Annotated in this window: 15 protein-coding genes and 1 pseudogene; 13 read left to right on the top strand and 3 right to left on the bottom strand. The window is 35.3% G+C overall.

Features of this window, described 5'->3' with window-relative positions; all coding sequences use genetic code 11:
* Window positions 1–242: pseudogene (locus CHB72_RS27465) on the top strand (hypothetical protein); the annotation flags it as partial.
* A 95-nt stretch (window positions 243–337) separates the two neighbouring features.
* On the top strand, window positions 338–496 hold the full coding sequence (locus CHB72_RS26730) for a hypothetical protein (RefSeq protein WP_176431462.1): 159 nt from the start codon (window positions 338–340) through the stop codon (window positions 494–496).
* Window positions 497–938: 442 nt separating this feature from the next.
* Here CHB72_RS26730 and pepV read toward each other — a convergent pair whose 3' ends face one another.
* Window positions 939–2348 (bottom strand): dipeptidase PepV, encoded by a 1410-nt coding sequence (pepV, locus tag CHB72_RS18375; RefSeq protein WP_089284339.1) that lies wholly within the window; start codon window positions 2346–2348, stop codon window positions 939–941.
* A 30-nt stretch (window positions 2349–2378) separates the two neighbouring features.
* Window positions 2379–4292 carry an ABC-F family ATP-binding cassette domain-containing protein gene (locus CHB72_RS18370; RefSeq protein WP_089284338.1) on the bottom strand — a complete coding sequence of 638 codons (1914 nt, stop codon included), beginning with the start codon at window positions 4290–4292 and terminating at the stop codon, window positions 2379–2381.
* A gap of 467 nt (window positions 4293–4759) precedes the next feature.
* On the opposite strand from CHB72_RS18370, the gene CHB72_RS18365 reads away from it, so the two are divergent.
* Window positions 4760–5398: a redox-sensing transcriptional repressor Rex gene (locus tag CHB72_RS18365; RefSeq protein WP_089284344.1), complete on the top strand. Its 639-nt coding sequence runs from the start codon at window positions 4760–4762 to the stop codon at window positions 5396–5398.
* 230 nt (window positions 5399–5628) lie between these two features.
* Window positions 5629–6087 (top strand): MarR family winged helix-turn-helix transcriptional regulator, encoded by a 459-nt coding sequence (locus tag CHB72_RS18360; protein WP_089284337.1) that lies wholly within the window; start codon window positions 5629–5631, stop codon window positions 6085–6087.
* 101 nt (window positions 6088–6188) lie between these two features.
* Here CHB72_RS18360 and CHB72_RS18355 read toward each other — a convergent pair whose 3' ends face one another.
* A complete protein-coding gene (locus CHB72_RS18355; RefSeq protein WP_089284336.1) occupies window positions 6189–6359 on the bottom strand; it encodes a 4Fe-4S binding protein in 171 nt (56 codons plus the stop codon).
* Window positions 6360–6558: 199 nt separating this feature from the next.
* On the opposite strand from CHB72_RS18355, the gene CHB72_RS18350 reads away from it, so the two are divergent.
* The 9 genes from CHB72_RS18350 (at window position 6559) to preA (ending at window position 17571) form a co-directional block, all read left to right on the top strand.
* On the top strand, window positions 6559–7377 hold the full coding sequence (locus CHB72_RS18350) for an Asp23/Gls24 family envelope stress response protein (protein ID WP_089284335.1): 819 nt from the start codon (window positions 6559–6561) through the stop codon (window positions 7375–7377).
* A gap of 307 nt (window positions 7378–7684) precedes the next feature.
* Window positions 7685–8938, top strand: coding sequence for a Glu/Leu/Phe/Val family dehydrogenase (locus CHB72_RS18345; protein WP_089284334.1), 1254 nt, complete (start codon window positions 7685–7687; stop codon window positions 8936–8938).
* A gap of 256 nt (window positions 8939–9194) precedes the next feature.
* Window positions 9195–9662 (top strand): YbaK/EbsC family protein, encoded by a 468-nt coding sequence (locus CHB72_RS18340; RefSeq protein ID WP_089284333.1) that lies wholly within the window; start codon window positions 9195–9197, stop codon window positions 9660–9662.
* Window positions 9663–9727: 65 nt separating this feature from the next.
* The gene (locus CHB72_RS18335) at window positions 9728–10876 is read left to right on the top strand and encodes an MFS transporter (RefSeq protein ID WP_089284332.1); all 1149 of its coding nucleotides are present in this window, start codon (window positions 9728–9730) and stop codon (window positions 10874–10876) included.
* A gap of 28 nt (window positions 10877–10904) precedes the next feature.
* Window positions 10905–11858, top strand: a complete 954-nt coding sequence (locus CHB72_RS18330; RefSeq protein ID WP_089284331.1) for a PfkB family carbohydrate kinase — start codon at window positions 10905–10907, stop codon at window positions 11856–11858.
* A 144-nt stretch (window positions 11859–12002) separates the two neighbouring features.
* The gene (locus CHB72_RS18325; RefSeq protein ID WP_089284330.1) at window positions 12003–12926 is read left to right on the top strand and encodes a pseudouridine-5'-phosphate glycosidase; all 924 of its coding nucleotides are present in this window, start codon (window positions 12003–12005) and stop codon (window positions 12924–12926) included.
* Window positions 12927–13569: 643 nt separating this feature from the next.
* Window positions 13570–14916 (top strand): M20/M25/M40 family metallo-hydrolase, encoded by a 1347-nt coding sequence (locus CHB72_RS18315; RefSeq protein ID WP_242975187.1) that lies wholly within the window; start codon window positions 13570–13572, stop codon window positions 14914–14916.
* A gap of 68 nt (window positions 14917–14984) precedes the next feature.
* Complete coding sequence (locus CHB72_RS18310; protein ID WP_408606580.1) at window positions 14985–16310, top strand: NAD(P)-dependent oxidoreductase; 1326 nt, start codon at window positions 14985–14987, stop codon at window positions 16308–16310.
* 1 nt (window position 16311) lies between these two features.
* The gene (preA, locus tag CHB72_RS18305) at window positions 16312–17571 is read left to right on the top strand and encodes an NAD-dependent dihydropyrimidine dehydrogenase subunit PreA (protein ID WP_089284327.1); all 1260 of its coding nucleotides are present in this window, start codon (window positions 16312–16314) and stop codon (window positions 17569–17571) included.
* The last annotated feature ends 69 nt before the right edge of the window (window positions 17572–17640 follow it).

Genomic DNA, 17640 nt, shown 5'->3' with positions numbered 1-17640 from the left:
ACAAAGTGCGCTATATAAAAATGAAAAAACATAAAAAAAATAAGCCTTTTCAAGCTTTTGAATGGGTTTTGAAATTTACAACTGTCAAACTCCCGTATCCTTCATTAAAACTATGTACAGATAATGCTGCTATGATTGGATGCGTTGGATATTATGATTATATCAGAGGATATCGATCAACCTTAGATTTAAATGGAGTACCAAATCTGAAAATAGGAGAAAGATATTCGAAATATTTGTAAAATATGGGAAAGCTACATAACATTACTTGTATAATATCCCCTTCTCCCCATGATATAATTTAATTGATATATTAACTATAATGGGAGGGAGTAGTATGGAATTGTTATCGTGGATGAAAAAAGTAGATGGGTCGATGGAGAAAACGGATTTATTAGAGCTTATTGATGAAATGCATGGTCTAATTAACGTATTACTATTGAAAAACAAAAAATACGAAGAAATAGTCGAGGGACTAAAAGAACCAGCAAAATAGAACCAGTAATTATATATACATAATACTATAATAATAGCTAGTACATAAAGTTATGTTAATAAAGGCCCCCTACTCTGATATAGAGTAGGAGGCTTTTTTGTTTTTATTAATGCACAATATTATCCACAGCTAAAAACGTCAAAAAATGTTGATAATGTGAATGAAATGTCGATAGAGTATATTACAATCATAGGACCTGTGCATAAGTCTGTGGACTTTGTGGAAAAGATGTGGATTGATGTGGATATACTTTCCCTTCTAAATTATATGCTGATTATCTATAAAATATGACAAAAACTTTTTTTGAAATGTAAAGTTGACATAAATTCATACTATAGGTAGCGATAAGGCACTTATTGAAAAACAAGAAGAATATAGACAATAAAAGACTAGAGCTTCTATTATATAAGGAAGCTCTAGCCTTCTTGAACTTATAGGAATATTACTTAGCTAATTCATATAAGACTTTTCCGTAGATACGGGTAATTTTTATAAGATTTTCTATTGAAATATACTCATCTTTTTGATGAGCAGTTTCCTCATCTCCAGGAAATAGGGGGCCAAAGGCCACGATGTTTTCCATGGTGCGGGCATAGGTGCCACCACCTATGGTGATAGGTTCTGCATCATAATCATCTGTTTCTTCTTTATAAATCTTCATTAGGCTTTGGATAAGCATATGATCTTTTGATACATACAAAGGCTTGGAATCTTCATGTAAAATCAAATCAATATCTGCTCCCTCCAAGGATTTGGTGATACCATCTAAAACATCTTTTCCATTAGATGTAATGGGATATCTTATATTTATTTTGATATCCGCTTGATTTTCATCAGCTTCAATAACTCCAACATTAAAGATCAATTTGCCAGAAATGTCATCTTCGAAACCGCAACCGATGGACTCTCCGTTATATTCCATACCTATTTTTTTACTATATACTTGGATGAAGCTGAAAACACCATAGTTACAGTCTTCCAATCCCCCAAGGAAAACTAACAGCTGTGAAATAGCATTGTGTCCCTTTTCAGGCGTACTACCATGGGCTGAAATCCCTTGGGATACTAAAACAACTTCATTTTCCTCTTGCTGCATCATTATTTTACAGCTATTTTTATTAGTAAAATCATCTAATTGTTTCTCTAACTTTGGTTTATAGCCATCTACTACTTGGAGTATTGCAGTACATTGTTCTGGAACTACATTAGGTCTTGTTCCTCCTTTGATACTCTTAATATTTATAGGGTTGACACAGAAGCAGTCGTTTGAAAATTTTTGTTGTAAGGAAAAGATTTGAATTCCTTTTTCACCATAGATTACAGGAAAGTCTCCATCGGGGGTAAATCCGATATCTGGATTTTTTTCCTTTGATAGATAATATTCCATATCCTTCATGCCTGTTTCTTCATTGGTACCAAAAATTATTCTTATTTTTTTATGAATAGGGAGTTGAGATTCCTTTAAGGCCTTCATGGCATAAAGGGCTGCAATGATAGGGCCTTTATCATCGATGGTACCACGGCCAAAGATTTTTCCATTATGGATTTCTGCTCCATAAGGTGGATAGGTCCAACCTTCTCCTTCAGGAACCACATCTAAATGTCCAAGGATAGCAATGGTTTCATTACCTTCTCCCATTTCTGCATAGCCTGCGTAACCATCAAGGTTTTTTGTTGCAAATCCCATTTCTTGCGCTACAGTTAAGACGTATTCTAAAGCAGCATGTACTTCTTCTCCAAAAGGTTTACCTGGTTGGCATTTCCCCTCTACACTTGGAATTTTCACGACTTCCTGTGTTTTTTTAATGAGATCATCCCTGTACCTGTCAATAAACTGATTGATTTTTTCCATTTCCCTTCCCCCTTATTTATTTTTTGATACTTATGTTTGATGCATTTCCCACTCTTCATAGAGCTGTTCTATTTTTTCTCTTATCTCAACAGTTTCTTGGTGAACTTCTCGGCTCTTTTCAGGGTGAGCATAGATATCTTCCTGGCACATGAGATCTTCTAGCTCAGTGAGTTTTGTCTCTAATTCCATTATTTCTTTCTCGATGGCATCTCCTTTTTTGGTTATTTGACGAAGGCGATCCCGCTCTTCCTTTTCTTTGCGACGTTCCTCTTTAAGTTGTGTTTTAGTTTTGCCTTGAGGCTCCTCCTCTTCAAAGAAGGCTTGCTTTTTCTTTTCTGTATAATAAGCATAGTTTCCTAGAAAAGTTTCTGTGCCTTCAGACCTTAAGTCAATAAGCTTAGTGGCTATACGGTTTAAAAAGTAACGATCATGGGAAATAACAAAAATAGTACCATCATATTGTAAAAGTGCTTCCTCTAACACTTCCTTTGAATCAATATCTAAGTGGTTCGTAGGTTCATCCAACAGCAAAAAGTTTGTATTAGACAAAATAAGCTTTAATAGGGATAATCTTGCTTTTTCACCACCACTTAAAGTAGAGACTGGTTTAAAAACCTCTTCGCCCCTAAATAAAAACGCTCCTAATAAGGTTCGTACCTCTGTTTCATTCATATTGATATGTTCATCCCAGATTTCATCAATAACTATTTTTTCAGGATGGAGTCCTTCTTGTTCCTGATCATAATAGCCTATTTGTACGTTGTGGCCTAAACGAAGACTTCCTTCGTTAGCTTTAATTTTATTTAAGATAATTTTAAAAAGAGTAGATTTTCCTATTCCATTTGGGCCAATCAAAGCAACCCGTTCACCTCGATAGATATCGAAGGATACTTGACGAAACAAGGGAATGTCTTCAAAGGATTTAGCGAGATTTTCAACGGATAATATATCATTACCACTTTTTATAGAGGTGTGAAATTGCATTTTGGCCTTATCTCGTTTCACTTGAGGAGCTTGAAGCTCTTCTAATTTTGCAAATTGCTTTTCTTTGCTTTTGGCTCGATTCATCAATTTTTCAGTACCATGTTGTCTCAGACGACGAATCATATCTTTCTGACGATTAATTTCTTTTTGCTGCTCAATATATTCTTTTAATTGATGGTCTCTTATAATTTGCTTCTTTTTCATAAAGTCAGTATAGTTACCATTGTAGCTTTCAAGTTGATGATTCTCTATCTCCATGACACGATTTACAAGTTGATCTAAAAAATATCGGTCATGGGATATCATTAAGATCGTTCCATCATAATCCTTAAGAAATCCCTCTAACCATTCTACTGCTTCAATATCCAGATGATTAGTAGGTTCGTCCAACATCAAAATATCAGGCTTTGATAGCAATAGCTTGGCGAGGGATATTCTAGTTTTCTGACCACCGCTTAACTGAGGGATAGGTTGATTAAACTCTTCCTCAGAAAAGCCCAAACCCCGTAATACTCCCCTAACTGCACTACGGAAGCCATAACCATTTTTCTCATTAAACGATTCTAACATAAGAGAATATTCCTCCATAGAAGACGCTAACAAAGATGATTCATTGAGAGTTTTTCCTAAATCAGCAATTTCTAATTCTAGCTTCCTTAGTTGCTCTTCCATCTCTATTAGGTCAGAAAAAACCCATACTACCTCATCATAAACGGTGTTGCTAGGATCTAAAAGATTATTTTGTTCTAAGTAGCCAACCTTCGTCGATTTGGCAATGTATAGTTCACCTTCATCATAGGAAAGCTGTTGGCATAGAATTTTAAAAAGAGTAGACTTACCAGCACCGTTTACTCCAACTAAGCCAACTTTTTCTCCTTTATTAATACTAAAGCTGATATTTTTTATAATTAAATCTACACCAAAGGATTTAGTTACGTTGTTACAAGATAATATAATCATAGTTTCCATGTCCTCCTAGAAGTATTCCTAAAATACAATAATTTCTAACCAAAATAGCATTTAAAGTATAGTTTCCTAAATTTATATAAAAATAAATAGAATAAATTTCGATTTCACTAATAGTTTAACAAAAAAAGTGGTAATAATAAAGAAAAAGCTAAAGGTAGAGGACTACCAAATTAATGATTTACACAAAAACAATTATTTGCTATAATACATAATTATAGTAAAAGTTAAAAAATACCAAATATTTTCAATTTATTTTCTTTTCCACCCTATTTCTAATAAGTATTTTGTTATAAAACCTTAAGGTATTGTAAAAAGTTTGTTTTTATTATTTAAATAGGGGTATACATATATTCGTAGAAATATTACATAATTGTGGAAATGGGATTTTTAAATTGAAGGATGAGATGATCGAAAATTATAATAAAATTGAAATAAAAATCATAATGGGAGACGATTGCATGGCTAAAAATCATAAAGATATTTCTATGGCGGTGATTCGAAGATTGCCAAAGTACCACAGATACCTGAAAGAATTATTGGATAGAGAAGTTTACCGTATCTCATCTAAAGAGTTAAGTTTAATGATGGGATTCACTGCTTCTCAGATTAGACAAGATTTAAATAACTTTGGAGGATTTGGACAACAGGGATATGGATACAATGTTGAGGAGCTTTATAAAGAAATACAAAAAATCTTAGGATTGACAACAAACTATAATACTGTCATCATAGGCTCTGGAAACCTAGGACAGGCTATAGCTAACTATACCAACTTTCAAAGATTTGGGTTCAAGTTAATGGCGTTATTTGACACAAATCCAAAGCTTATTGGTATGAAGATTAGGGATGTACCGATTTTTGATATTGATGAACTACAAGAGTTCATTGATGAAAACAAAATCGATATTGGAATCATTTGTACTCCTAAGGAATTTGCCCAGGATATTGCAAATAAGCTTACAAAAGCAGGGGTATCTGCAATATGGAACTTTGCTCCAATAGATTTAAAGGTGCCAGAGGACGTAATTATTGAAAATGTTCATTTAAGTGATAGCTTGTTTATTCTATCATATTTACTAAGCAATCAAGAAGAATAGTAAATAGTTTAAGACCTATATCCTTCGATATAGGTTTTTCTATAATATATAAGAAATTATAAATTATCTCTATTATGGATAAGCAAGTGAAAAAATAAGATTCTTCGCTGCGCTCAGAATGACCAAGATCTCACCTGTCACCCTGAACAAAGTGAAAGATCTCCTGTGAAGCAGGTTTGTTCTAATCAATATGGAATATAAAAAGCTTTTATGTGATAAAGGTGATGAAGATGAGAAGTTACTATTTGCAAATCAATGAGTATCTACAGAAACTAATTAGAAATACTATTATACATGATAAGAAAGGGATTTTGTTAAAAGGAACTACCTTATCTATAGCAGAACTATTCATATTGAAAATCTTAGGAAAAGATAGAGGAAAGAAAATGTTTGAAGTAATCCAGGAGCTTGATATAGATAGGAACTCCTTTGTAACGTTGATTAGTAAACTGCAGCAGCAGCAGCTAATCATAAAGACAAAATCAGCAGAAGATAAACGGGTACATATACTAAGTCTAACAGATAAAGGGAAAGAGGTTTATCACGAGATTCTTCAAAATGAAAAGGATATACTAGAGGTTCTATTAAATGATTTTTCCTTCAATGAAGAAAAGGCAGTTTTGAAATTTCTTGTAAAGTTAGATATGTTAAATAAGGAAAAAACTCGTGAAAATGAAATACAGGAATGAAAAAAGTGGTGGGTCTATTCAACCACCACTTTTTAAAAGCGACTTACTTCACCTTGTATAAGCGACTGACATGAAATCAAAGATTTCGGTCATCTGCTTAATTAGTCTGGAACAGGTGCATCTACAGGACATACGTTAGCGCAAGCGCCACAATCAATACATCCTTCTTGATCAATCACATAAATATCATCTCCAGCTGAAATAACATCTACTGGACATTCAGGTTCACATGCTCCGCAGCTAATGCAAGCATCAGTAATTTTATATGCCATTGATAGTTCCTCCTCTATGTAAAAATTATTTACTACATATGTATTATAACAAGGGGAAAATAATATAATCAATAAATATATAGTTTTTTTGGACAAAAACGTTAATTTATAATGATTCTCATTTTATTTTATATAGCATAAATTTGAAAAGATATGTTAAAATAGTAAGTAGGCTACAGATAACTTAGGAGGCGTTTCAATGAGGGTTGTTGTACTAGTAGGCACCAGTGGTACTGGTAAGAGTTACCAAGCAATGCGTTTGGCAAAAGAAAAAAATATTAAATATATCATTGATGATGGTTTATTGATTAAGGAAAACAAAGTAATAGCGGGCTATTCTGCTAAAAGAGAAAAGTCAAAAATGGGAGCTGTCAAAAGAGCTCTATTTATAGATGAAGAACATCGAAAAGAGGTAATAGAGACAATAGCACAAGAAAAGCCTCAGGGAATCTTAATACTAGGAACTTCAGAAAAGATGGTAAAGTCTATTGTAAAAACCTTAGATTTAGGAGAGGTTACAGAAAGGGTGTTTATAGAAGAAATATCTTCAGAAGAAGAGATTAAAATCGCTAAAAAGACACGACGAAAAGAAGGAAAACATGTTATTCCTGTGCCTACCTTTGAAATTAAAAAAGACTTCTCAGGATATTTTTTGAATCCATTGAAGGTTTTTAAAAAGTTTGGAAAAGGAGATGGACAAGACTCAGAAGAAAAATCTGTTGTAAGACCTACCTTTAGTTATATGGGCAAATACACGATTTCCGACAAGGTGATTAAAGACTTGATTTTCTATGCCGCTAATAAAGTAATAGGTATATATAAAATAGACAGTATAGACATTACGAATACACAAGCGGGGTTAATCATTGAGATGGATGTAAAGATTGTTTATGGTAATCCAATCAGACCTCTGATAGAGTGTTTACAAGAGCAGGTAAAACTTGAGGTTGAGAGAATGACTTCTTTTAATATCCTGGCAGTGCATGTAGCGGTAAAAAATTTAGTAATATGTAAGTAGGTTGTTTACAATTTGAAGGACAATATGTTATAATTCAAATTGAGAGGTCGTATTTTAAAAATTACAACTAAAAAGCAGGTAAATCTAAAGAAAAAACGGAAAAGACAAATTTTTTTTGTCTACAGTCCTTTGCCTCGGTTAAAAAATTAACAAAGTTATTCTAAAACAACAATAGTAAAAAATTGTTGTGTATTTATGAATCGTTGGGAAAAGGTTTTCAAAAAAGCTAAGCTTTTTTGATATATTGCTACACTAAGGTTTTTGTATCATAATAATATAAAATTATTTTTTAGGAGGGTATAAGAACATGGCAGAAAAACACATCAATGTATTTGAAACGGCACAAAGACAAGTGAAACAGGCATGTGACAAACTAGGTGCAGATCCAGCGGTTTATGAAATTCTAAAAAACCCAATGAGAGTATTGGAAGTAGCAATTCCAGTTAGAATGGATGATGGTTCAATTAAAAGCTTTATTGGATACAGATCGCAACACAATGATGCTGTAGGTCCTTTTAAAGGTGGTATTAGGTTTCATCAGGATGTAAATATGGATGAGGTAAAAGCCCTTTCTACATGGATGACATTTAAGTGTGGTGTAGTAGGTATCCCATATGGTGGAGGAAAAGGTGGTATAACTGTTGATCCTTCAGAATTATCTAAAGGAGAATTAGAAAGATTATCAAGAGGATTTGCTAGAGCTATTTCACCAATTATCGGTGAAAGAATAGATATTCCAGCACCAGATGTAAATACAAATGGTCAAATTATGGCTTGGATGGTAGATGAATATCATAAAGCTACTGGAAGATTTGAACCAGGCGTACTTACTGGAAAGCCTGTAGAATTTTACGGGTCATTAGCAAGAACAGAGGCAACAGGATATGGTGTTGCTATTATGGCAAGGGATGCAGCTAAGAAGGTTGGATTACCACTGGATAAAGCAAGAATTGCTCTTCAAGGCTTTGGTAATGTTGGAAGCTTTACAGCTAGCTATATTCATGAATTAGGTGGAAAAATCGTAGCAGTTGCAGACCATACTGCGGGACTATACAATAGCCAAGGCTTCGATGTTCATGCCTTAGCTGAATATGTTAAAGAACATAGATGCATTAAAGGATTCCCAGGAGCAGAAAGTGAGTTTCCTAAGGAAGATATCGTTACATTTGATGTAGACATTTTCCTACCTTGTGCATTAGAAAATGTTATTACTGCTGAAAATGCTGGAGACATTAAGGCTAAAATCGTTTGTGAAGGTGCAAATGGTCCTACAACATTGGAAGCTGATGAGATTTTAGATAAAAAAGGTGTACTTGTAGTCCCAGATATTTTATCAAATGCTGGTGGTGTTACAGTATCTTACTTTGAGTGGGTTCAAAACTTAATGAGATATTCTTGGACATTTGAAGAAGTACAAGAAAAACAAGAAAACCTAATGGTAAAAGCCTTTGAAGAAATTTGGGCATTGAAAGAGGAACACGGCGTAAACATGAGGGTAGCGGCTTACATGATGTCTATCAAGCGTGTTGCTGATGCTATGAAGCTAAGAGGCTGGTACTAAAATAGAATAGAAATGTTATTAAAAATCGAGTTCTTGATCAAGAACTCGATTTTTTTAATATACTGAAAACATTTGATGAGGATTTATAATAATATCTATCTCTGAAATCACTGCTTTTAGTTAATACGTGATTAATAGAGCTTTATAATAATTAGAAGAAGCCCTCAATAAAGAAAAAGAGAGTACACTATTGTTACGAGAATTCACTTGTATTATAATATAATAATAATTTTAATGAAGGAGTTGGATACATATTATGGGAAGTGCATTACAAAAGGTAAAGGAATACATAGAGACCTTACCTGTTACTTTAAAGGTAATTGAGTTTGATGAAGGTAGCACAAAAACCTCCCAAATGGCAGCGGATCAGTTAGGGGTAACAGTAGGACAAATAGCTAAGACTATTTTATTTATGGGGAAGGAAGAACCAGTACTCGTTGTAACCAGTGGAGATGTTAAGGTGAGCTCTAGTGAACTAAAAAAGATTATTGGGGCAAAACCTAAGCTGGCTAAACCAGAAGAATGTATAGAAATCACAGGCTTTCCTCCTGGGGGGGTATGCCCCTTTGCTCTTAAAACAAAAATCAAAATATTCATTGATAAAAGCATGGAAAGGTTTGATGTGGTTTATGCTGCAGCAGGCACTGCCAATACGGCTGTTCCCATAACGGTACAAGAATTGCTAATCGTGACAGACGGTGAGTTGGTGGATATCTGTAGGTAATGAGAGGCTCTTTTCACAAGATTAGTAAATGGATTTTGCTGAAATTAATAAGAAGGAGATAGTATATGTATTTTCATTTCAGTATTTTTTATGTATTGTTATATTTTGCCTTAGGAGCTATTTATCCTTTGCTATCTCAATATTTGATAGAAATAGGTTTAAATGGTACTGAGATAGGCTTAATTACTGCTACGGGTGCTGTTGTCGTATTACTTGCTCAGCCTATATGGGGTATTCTTTGTGATAAAACCCAAAAGACAAAGAAAATTTTAACCTATACTATTGCTATAGCTGCGGCGCTGGGCATTGTTTTATCTTTTTTTCAACAGTTTTATGTCTTGCTCTTCGGTTTTGCAGTGCTATATTTTTTTCAAGGAGCAAATGGACCTATTATTGATGGCATCGTATTGAATCATACAGCAAAGTCAAACTTCTCCTTCGGTGATGTTAGACAGTGGGGCTCCATTGGTTTTGCATTGGCAGTATTTGTTGCAGGGGTTTTAGGTGAAAAGCTTGGGTTAAAGATTATTTTTTACATATACAGTTTGTTTTATATAGTAGCACTCTTTCTTATTAAGCCTTTGCCTAGTGAAAAGAGCAATACAAAGGTACAGCTTACAAATGGGGTTAAGAAACTCCTGAAAACCCCTCAGTATACTTTGTTATTAATCAGTGTCTTATTTGTATTTGGACCCATGAATGGACATAATGTATATTTTGCTCTTCTATTTAAATATCTAGGTGGAGGAATTAGCGGGGTTGGGCTTGCCTTCCTATTATTTGCAGGTAGTGAAGCGCCTATTATGAAAATAGCCAATAAGATTACTAACAAAATAGGAATTGTTAATACTTTGCTGGGGGCTACAATTATATCAGTTTTGAGATGGTTTTGGTACAGCACTGGTCCAAGCTATCAGCAAATTCTTTGGCTTTTTATGTTGCAGGGGCTATCCGTCGGATTGCTTATTGTAACTGGAGCCCAATATGCCAGCAAAAATGCACCAGATGAACTAAGGATGACGGCCATGACACTTTATTCTTCCTTAGGGTTAGGTTTAGGCTCTATTATTTCCAAGTTGTTAGGCGGAATCATCTTAGATCAATATAACATTCTTGCAGTATATAGGTTTTTTGGCTATAGTAGTTTAATAGGGTTTATTCCTCTTTTGATAATAAAATATAGATATGAATCACGAAAAAGTGAAACAATATAATTAATAGTATAAAGGAGATATATAAGCTATGGTACAATTTTTAAACCATAAGGACATCTGTGACTATGTTTGTATCATCGGTGGCGCCAATATAGATATTATTGGAAAGAGTTATAATTCTTTAGTGGCAGCTACCTCCAATCCTGGAGAGGTTCAACTGTCTTTAGGGGGTGTCGGAAGAAATGTGGCCCACAACTTATGCAACTTAGGGGTACATAGTCACTTGATTACAGCTATGGGGAAAGACCTATATGGAGCAAAACTATTAACAGAATGTAAAGAGATAGGGATTGGAATAGATCACAGTTTAATTCTTGAAGGGAGCAACACAGGTCTTTATTTAGCTGTCCTAGATGATAGAGGAGAAATGGTAACTGCTATTGCTCAGATGGATATTTTTGATAAAATAGATAGAGGGTTTCTGAAATCTAATAAGCATTTTCTTCAAGAGGCAAGGGTGATCGTTGTTGATACCAATATATCTAAGGATGCTATAGCCTATGTAACTGAGTTTGCAAAAGAACAAAACATATCACTATTTTTAGACACTGTATCAGCTGTAAAGGCAGAAAAGGTTAAGGACTATATTGGATTATTTCATACAATCAAACCAAATCTATTAGAGCTAGAGTTATTAACTGATAAGAAAATTAGCAGTGAAGAAGATATAAAAGTAGCGGCAGAGATGTTATTGAAGAAAGGGGTGAAGGAAGTTGTTGTCTCCCTCGGAAGAGATGGAGCCTTTTATCACGATGGAAGCTACTATGGTAGAGTTAAGGGTTTTGATGTTGAGGTGAAAAATACGACTGGGGCAGGCGACGCTTTTGTAGCAGGATTAGTATACGGAACATTACAGGAGAAAAGCTTAAAAGAAAAGGTAATTTTGGCTTTAGGCTGTGGCGCTCTTACTGTGGGGACCTATGAAACCGTCAATCATAAACTAAGTATAGATGGATTATTAGAACTTGTAGCAAGTTATTGAAGAAAAAAACTATAGTATATTCATTATAGGTGTACACCCATAAATTTTAATATACTAAGGGCGAAACCGTAGACCGTGTATATTAAAATTTAATTCTAAAAGCCTATATCTATATAGAATGATTAATAAACAGGAGGAATAGATTTGAAAAATTTTGAGAATTACTTACATTTATCACCGGAGGTAAAAAAAGCTAAAGAAGAGGGTATACCATTGGTGGCATTAGAATCTACCATCATTTCTCATGGAATGCCTTATCCTGATAATGTTCAAACTGCTAGGGAGGTTGAACGCATCATTCGTAAAGCTGGGGCAGTACCGGCAACCATAGCTATTTTAAAGGGAGAAATCAAGGTAGGGTTAACCGATGAAGAGCTGGAGTTTTTAGGAAAAGCTAAGGATGTAGCTAAGGTCAGTAGAAGAGACTTGCCCTATATTGTAGGAGAAGGTAAAAATGGAGCTACTACAGTGGCCTCTACTATGATTATTGCAGAAATGGCAGGAATCAAAGTATTTGTGACGGGAGGAATTGGTGGTGTCCATAGAGGGGCGCAGGAAACCTTCGATATCTCAGCAGACTTGATGGAGCTAGCCAGAACCAATGTGGCAGTCGTATGTGCTGGTGCCAAATCTATTTTGGATTTAGGATTAACCCTAGAGGTATTAGAAACTCATGGAGTACCTGTAATAGGTTATCAAACCAATGATTTTCCGGCTTTTTATACTAGGAAAAGTGGGTTTATAGTGGATCATAGGGTGGAGGATACAGAGACCCTTGCAAAAATATTGAAAACTAAATGGCACATGGGATTAGAGGGAGGCGTTGTTATTGCCAATCCTATTCCAGAAGCCTATGCTATGGAAGAATCCTTGATGAATGCAGTTATTGAAAGGGCGGTTTTAGAAACTAAGGAGAAAGAGATAGCAGGAAAAGAGGTGACTCCCTTCCTACTAGCCACAATTAAGGAAATAACTAAGGGTAAAAGCTTAGAAGCCAATATACAGCTAGTCTATAACAATGCTAAGGTAGGAGCAGCATTAGCAGTAAACTATGGGAAAATCAGCTAAATTCATATACTTACATTATTTATTAATCTTTTCTTGAAAGCCATAGCAAGGCTTTTGAGATGATTCAAACACAGCAATAGAGGGGAGCTTGTGGGTTTTGAACCCAAAAAACCTGCAGCCCCTTGGAAATTTTTTATCCCAAGTAATATAAAAAAATTTGCATTTATAGCAATTAATCATCTTTTCCTTCATAAATACACCACATTTCTATAAAACTATTCATGATCTTTAGGTAAGAATTCTCTTACTTTTCTTAAATCAAATCTATATTAACGGTAACATCTCTTAAAGTCAAGTATTTCCCTGAATATTACGTTTAGTAACTAATATAATTAATGATAGACATGTGAATCAAACGGATACATTTATGAATCAAAAATCAAAATGTGGGAATATACAGATACTAGGGAATTTTCAAACTAGTTTTAATTTTTATTCGATTTTGATGCAGTTTAGAATCAAAAGCAGCAGAAATTCAAATTTCTAGAAGGACAAATGTTGCAAAAATCCATTTCCTATTAGTGAAAATAATTGGTATGAAACTTGCATATATAAAGGACAAGAGCTATGACACGATATAGCATCGGAAGAATCACTCTACAAAAGAGTATTCTTTAAAATATATTTTAGAAGGAGTGTTGCAATGATGGGTAATGGAACAATTATGGAGCAAGAAGTCTTTAAAAAACTTAACGAAATTGCTGCAGAAATGAAGGCGGATGTAGTAGAGTTCACTCAAAAATTAGTTCAAACTCCAAGTATCAGTGGAGAAGAAGGAGAATTGGCTGATTTATTGATAGCAGAAATGGAAAAATTAGGCTATGATGAAGCATTTAAAGATGATCAAGGAAATGTTTTTGGACTTGTAAAGGGAACGGAAGATGGGCCAACCATTATGTACAATTCTCATATGGATCATGTTAGTCCCGGAGATGCAAATAACTGGGAAGGTTATGACCCATATGGTGGGGAAATTGATATATGTGAAGTAGACAACCAAGATAAGACAGCTAAAGATTTAACAGAATGTATTCATGGACGTGCTGCTTCTGACGTAAAAGCTGGGGAAGCTGCTCAAATTTATGCTGGTGCTGCATTGTTAAAACTTAGAGAAATGGGTTATAACTTTAAAGGCACATTTATGTTCCAAGGGGTTGTACAGGAAGAGCCAGCTGAGATGGTAGGTATGAAGCATGTTATCGATAAAACTTTACCAGCCAAGGGTTTAACCTATGACGCTATGGTTTCTTCGGAAGCTACATCATTAAAGCTTTACTGTGGTCATAGGGGAAGAGTTGAAATGTTAGTAACGGTTTATGGCAGAACCTCCCATGGTAGTGCACCTTGGCTAGGTATTAACTCCATTTATAAGTCATTACCATTAATTCAAAAGATTAAGGATGAACTATATCCTAGTCTTCCAAAGGATGTAGACTTAGGTCAATCATCTATTTCTTTAAATATTATTGAATGTTCACCTGGAGCATTGTCCATCGTTCCTGATAAAACAATGCTTTCACTAGATAGAAGATTTATCCCTACAGAAAATGTAGAAGAGGTTGTAAAGCAAATTCAAGATATTATTGATGAATTAGCTGCACAGGATCCAGAGTTTAAGGCAGATGTCAAAATTAAAACTGCTTTAGAGGTCTCCTATACTGGTATTGAATATGAAGCAGAAAAGCTTATGCCAGCTTGGAAGACACCTAGAGATCATGGCTTTACCAAGGCTGCTGCAGAGGCTTTAGAAGCCCTTGGTCAACCAGTAAAATATGGATATTGGGACTTTGGTACAGATGGAAGTAAAACAGCTGGTATCGATAGAAAACCAACGATTGGTTACTCTCCAATGCAAGAACAATATGCCCATACACCTTATGACAAAGTACGTACTGACTTTATCGCTAAGGCTGTTGCTGGTAACGCGGCTATTTTCTTGAAGGCAACAGAAGCTGGCTCAGATGCTTTTAAAGCTTTAGTATGGGAATAAGGGTTTAAAATATACTAATCAGAGCAAATCTATGATAACTAAGAAATGAAAAACCAATAAAGGGGGAAGTGCGCTTGGAAAAGAAGGAGAAGTACTTAAAGGAAGTTGAGGCTCCTTTTACAGCAATAACAGCGATGGAAGAAGCTACGAGATGTCTATTATGTCATGATGCACCTTGTAGTAAAGGGTGTCCAGCAGGAACAGATCCTGGAAAATTCATTCGTTCTATTCGGTTCAGAAACTTTAAAGGCGCTGCAGAAACGATTAGAGAAAATAACATTCTTGGTGGAGTATGTGCTAGAGTTTGTCCATATGATAAAACCTGTGAAGAAGCCTGTAGTAGAACAGGAATCGATAAACCCATTGAAATTGGAAGACTACAAAGATTTGCAACTGACTTTGAAAAGGCTACTGGATTTAAAGTGCTAGACCCAGTAGAAGCTACTAAAGAAAAAGTAGCGATTGTTGGTGCTGGACCTGCAGGTTTAGCGGTAGCAGCTAAATTAGCCCTTAAGGGGTATGCTGTAACCATCTTCGAAGAGAAGCCTGAAGCTGGTGGCGTATTAACCTACGGTATCGTACCAAGCCGTTTGCCACAAGAAGTAGTAAACGATGAAGTGCAATATATAAAAGATCTTGGAGTAAACTTTGTATTTAACTGTAAGGTAGGCAAAGATGTTACTGTAGACGAACTTAAGGAGCAAGGATTCCAAGCTTTTTTCCTAGGTATTGGTATGCAATTACCTAAGGTGTTAGATATTCCCGGCAGTGATTTAGAGGGTGTAACTAATGCTGTTGAGTTTTTAGGCACAGCTAAACCAAGTAAAGGTGAAGTTCAAGTTGGGCAGCATGTTATTGTCATCGGTGGTGGAGATGTTGCCATGGACAGCGCCACAACAGCCAAAGAATTAGGTAACAGAGTCACAGTTCTTTATCGACGCAGTATGCTAGAAATGCCCGCCAATAGGAAAGAATTAAAACACGTACAAGATATTGGAGTACATTTTATTCCTGAGTTTAATATGATTGAAATTTTAGGGGAAAACGGTAAGGTATGTGCAGTGAAGGGTTTAGGTAGAGATGGGGAATCCACCATTGAACTAAAGGCAGATATGGTAATATTTTCAATTGGTCAAGAGGCTGAAGCAGTAACGGAAATCGCTGATATCGCAATAAATGATAAGAAGTTAGTTGTAGTAGATGAAAACACCTGTAAAACAAATGTTGACGGTTTCTTTGCTGCTGGAGACATAGTAAACGGTGGCAAAACTGTTGTAGAAGCAGTTGCTGCTGGTAAAGCTGCTGCGGAGGGCATTGACCAATATCTTACAGCGTTAAGAGAAATGAAAGCTACCGGAGCAGAAGTAGCTGTTGAGAAGGAAGGTGTGAAATAATATGGCAAGAAGAAAAGATTTATCAATAGAGTTTTGTGGCGTAAAATGTGAAAATCCATTTTTCTTATCTTCATCTCCAGTTGGTAGCAATTATGACATGTGTAAAAAGGCCTTCGACGAGGGTTGGGGTGGAATTGTTTATAAAACAGTTGGTTATTGGATTCCAAATGAATGTTCACCAAGATTCGATGCTACTCGTAAGGAAGGGGCACCGTTTATAGGCTTCAAGAACATGGAAATGATTTCAGATAAGCCTACTGAAAAGAATCTTGAAATGATGTATCAATTAAAGAAGAATTATCCAGATAAGGTGCTTGTAGCTTCTATTATGGGTGAGAACGAAGAAGAGTGGAAAAAATTATCAAAGGCTGTAACAGAAACTGGTGCAGATATCATTGAATGTAACTTCTCTTGTCCTCAAATGACAACCTCGTCTATGGGTTCTGATGTTGGTACAAACATGGAATTGGTTGAAAGGTATTCAAAAGCAGTTAGTAGCATGACACATCTTCCTGTATTGGCTAAAATGACACCGAATATTACTCTTATGGAGGTAGCAGCTCGTGCAGCCATTAAAGGTGGAGCTACTGGTATAGCAGCTATCAACACAATCAAGAGTATTACAGAAATCGATCTAGAAAACTTTACAGCTCTGCCAATTGTTAACGGCAAATCCTCTATCTCGGGATATTCTGGAAAGGCTGTTAAGCCGATTGCATTGAGATTTATTGCCCAGATGGCAAATGACCCTGCATTAAAAGGGATACCTATCAGTGGTATCGGTGGTATTGAAACATGGCAAGATGCACTAGAATTCATGCTTCTTGGTTCAAAAAACATCCAAGTAACAACTGCTATCATGCAGTATGGTTACAGAATTGTTGAAGATATGATCAGCGGGTTATCCTACTGGATGGAAGAAAAGGGTATCAATAGTCTTGATGAAATCATTGGAAAAGCATTGCCAAACATTATTCCAGCAGATGAAATTGATAGAGATTTCAAAGTATATCCTAAGTATGATCATGATAAATGTGTGGGATGTGGTCGCTGTTACGTTTCCTGCTATGATGGTGGACATCAAGCTATCAAGTGGGATGAAGATAATAGAAAACCTGTCCTTGACGAAGAAAAGTGCGTAGGCTGTGGATTATGCTGGATTGTATGTCCAATTGAAAACTGTGTAACGCCTGGAGAAAGAAAGTTCCATAGCTTTGGAACACCAAGAGACATCAATGTAATCGCTAAGAAAGCTTTATAGAATTTAGGAAAAGAAGCTAAAAACCTCTATCCAAAATGATGAACAGGATAGGGGTTTTTTTAATCTTAA

Origin of the sequence: Anaerovirgula multivorans (genome assembly GCF_900188145.1) — a bacterium.
Lineage (GTDB): Bacteria > Bacillota > Clostridia > Peptostreptococcales > Natronincolaceae > Anaerovirgula > Anaerovirgula multivorans.
This window is presented reverse-complemented; position numbering and strand designations above follow the sequence as displayed.

Excerpts from the sequence above, each read along its gene's own strand:
- CHB72_RS26730 (WP_176431462.1), top strand. The coding sequence starts at position 338 with ATGGAATTGTTATCGTGGATGAAAAAAGTAGATGGGTCGATGGAGAAA.
- pepV (WP_089284339.1), bottom strand. The coding sequence starts at position 2,348 with ATGGAAAAAATCAATCAGTTTATTGACAGGTACAGGGATGATCTCATT.
- CHB72_RS18370 (WP_089284338.1), bottom strand. The coding sequence starts at position 4,292 with ATGATTATATTATCTTGTAACAACGTAACTAAATCCTTTGGTGTAGAT.
- CHB72_RS18365 (WP_089284344.1), top strand. The coding sequence starts at position 4,760 with ATGGCTAAAAATCATAAAGATATTTCTATGGCGGTGATTCGAAGATTG.
- CHB72_RS18360 (WP_089284337.1), top strand. The coding sequence starts at position 5,629 with ATGAGAAGTTACTATTTGCAAATCAATGAGTATCTACAGAAACTAATT.
- CHB72_RS18355 (WP_089284336.1), bottom strand. The coding sequence starts at position 6,359 with ATGGCATATAAAATTACTGATGCTTGCATTAGCTGCGGAGCATGTGAA.
- CHB72_RS18350 (WP_089284335.1), top strand. The coding sequence starts at position 6,559 with ATGAGGGTTGTTGTACTAGTAGGCACCAGTGGTACTGGTAAGAGTTAC.
- CHB72_RS18345 (WP_089284334.1), top strand. The coding sequence starts at position 7,685 with ATGGCAGAAAAACACATCAATGTATTTGAAACGGCACAAAGACAAGTG.
- CHB72_RS18340 (WP_089284333.1), top strand. The coding sequence starts at position 9,195 with ATGGGAAGTGCATTACAAAAGGTAAAGGAATACATAGAGACCTTACCT.
- CHB72_RS18335 (WP_089284332.1), top strand. The coding sequence starts at position 9,728 with ATGTATTTTCATTTCAGTATTTTTTATGTATTGTTATATTTTGCCTTA.
- CHB72_RS18330 (WP_089284331.1), top strand. The coding sequence starts at position 10,905 with ATGGTACAATTTTTAAACCATAAGGACATCTGTGACTATGTTTGTATC.
- CHB72_RS18315 (WP_242975187.1), top strand. The coding sequence starts at position 13,570 with ATGATGGGTAATGGAACAATTATGGAGCAAGAAGTCTTTAAAAAACTT.
- preA (WP_089284327.1), top strand. The coding sequence starts at position 16,312 with ATGGCAAGAAGAAAAGATTTATCAATAGAGTTTTGTGGCGTAAAATGT.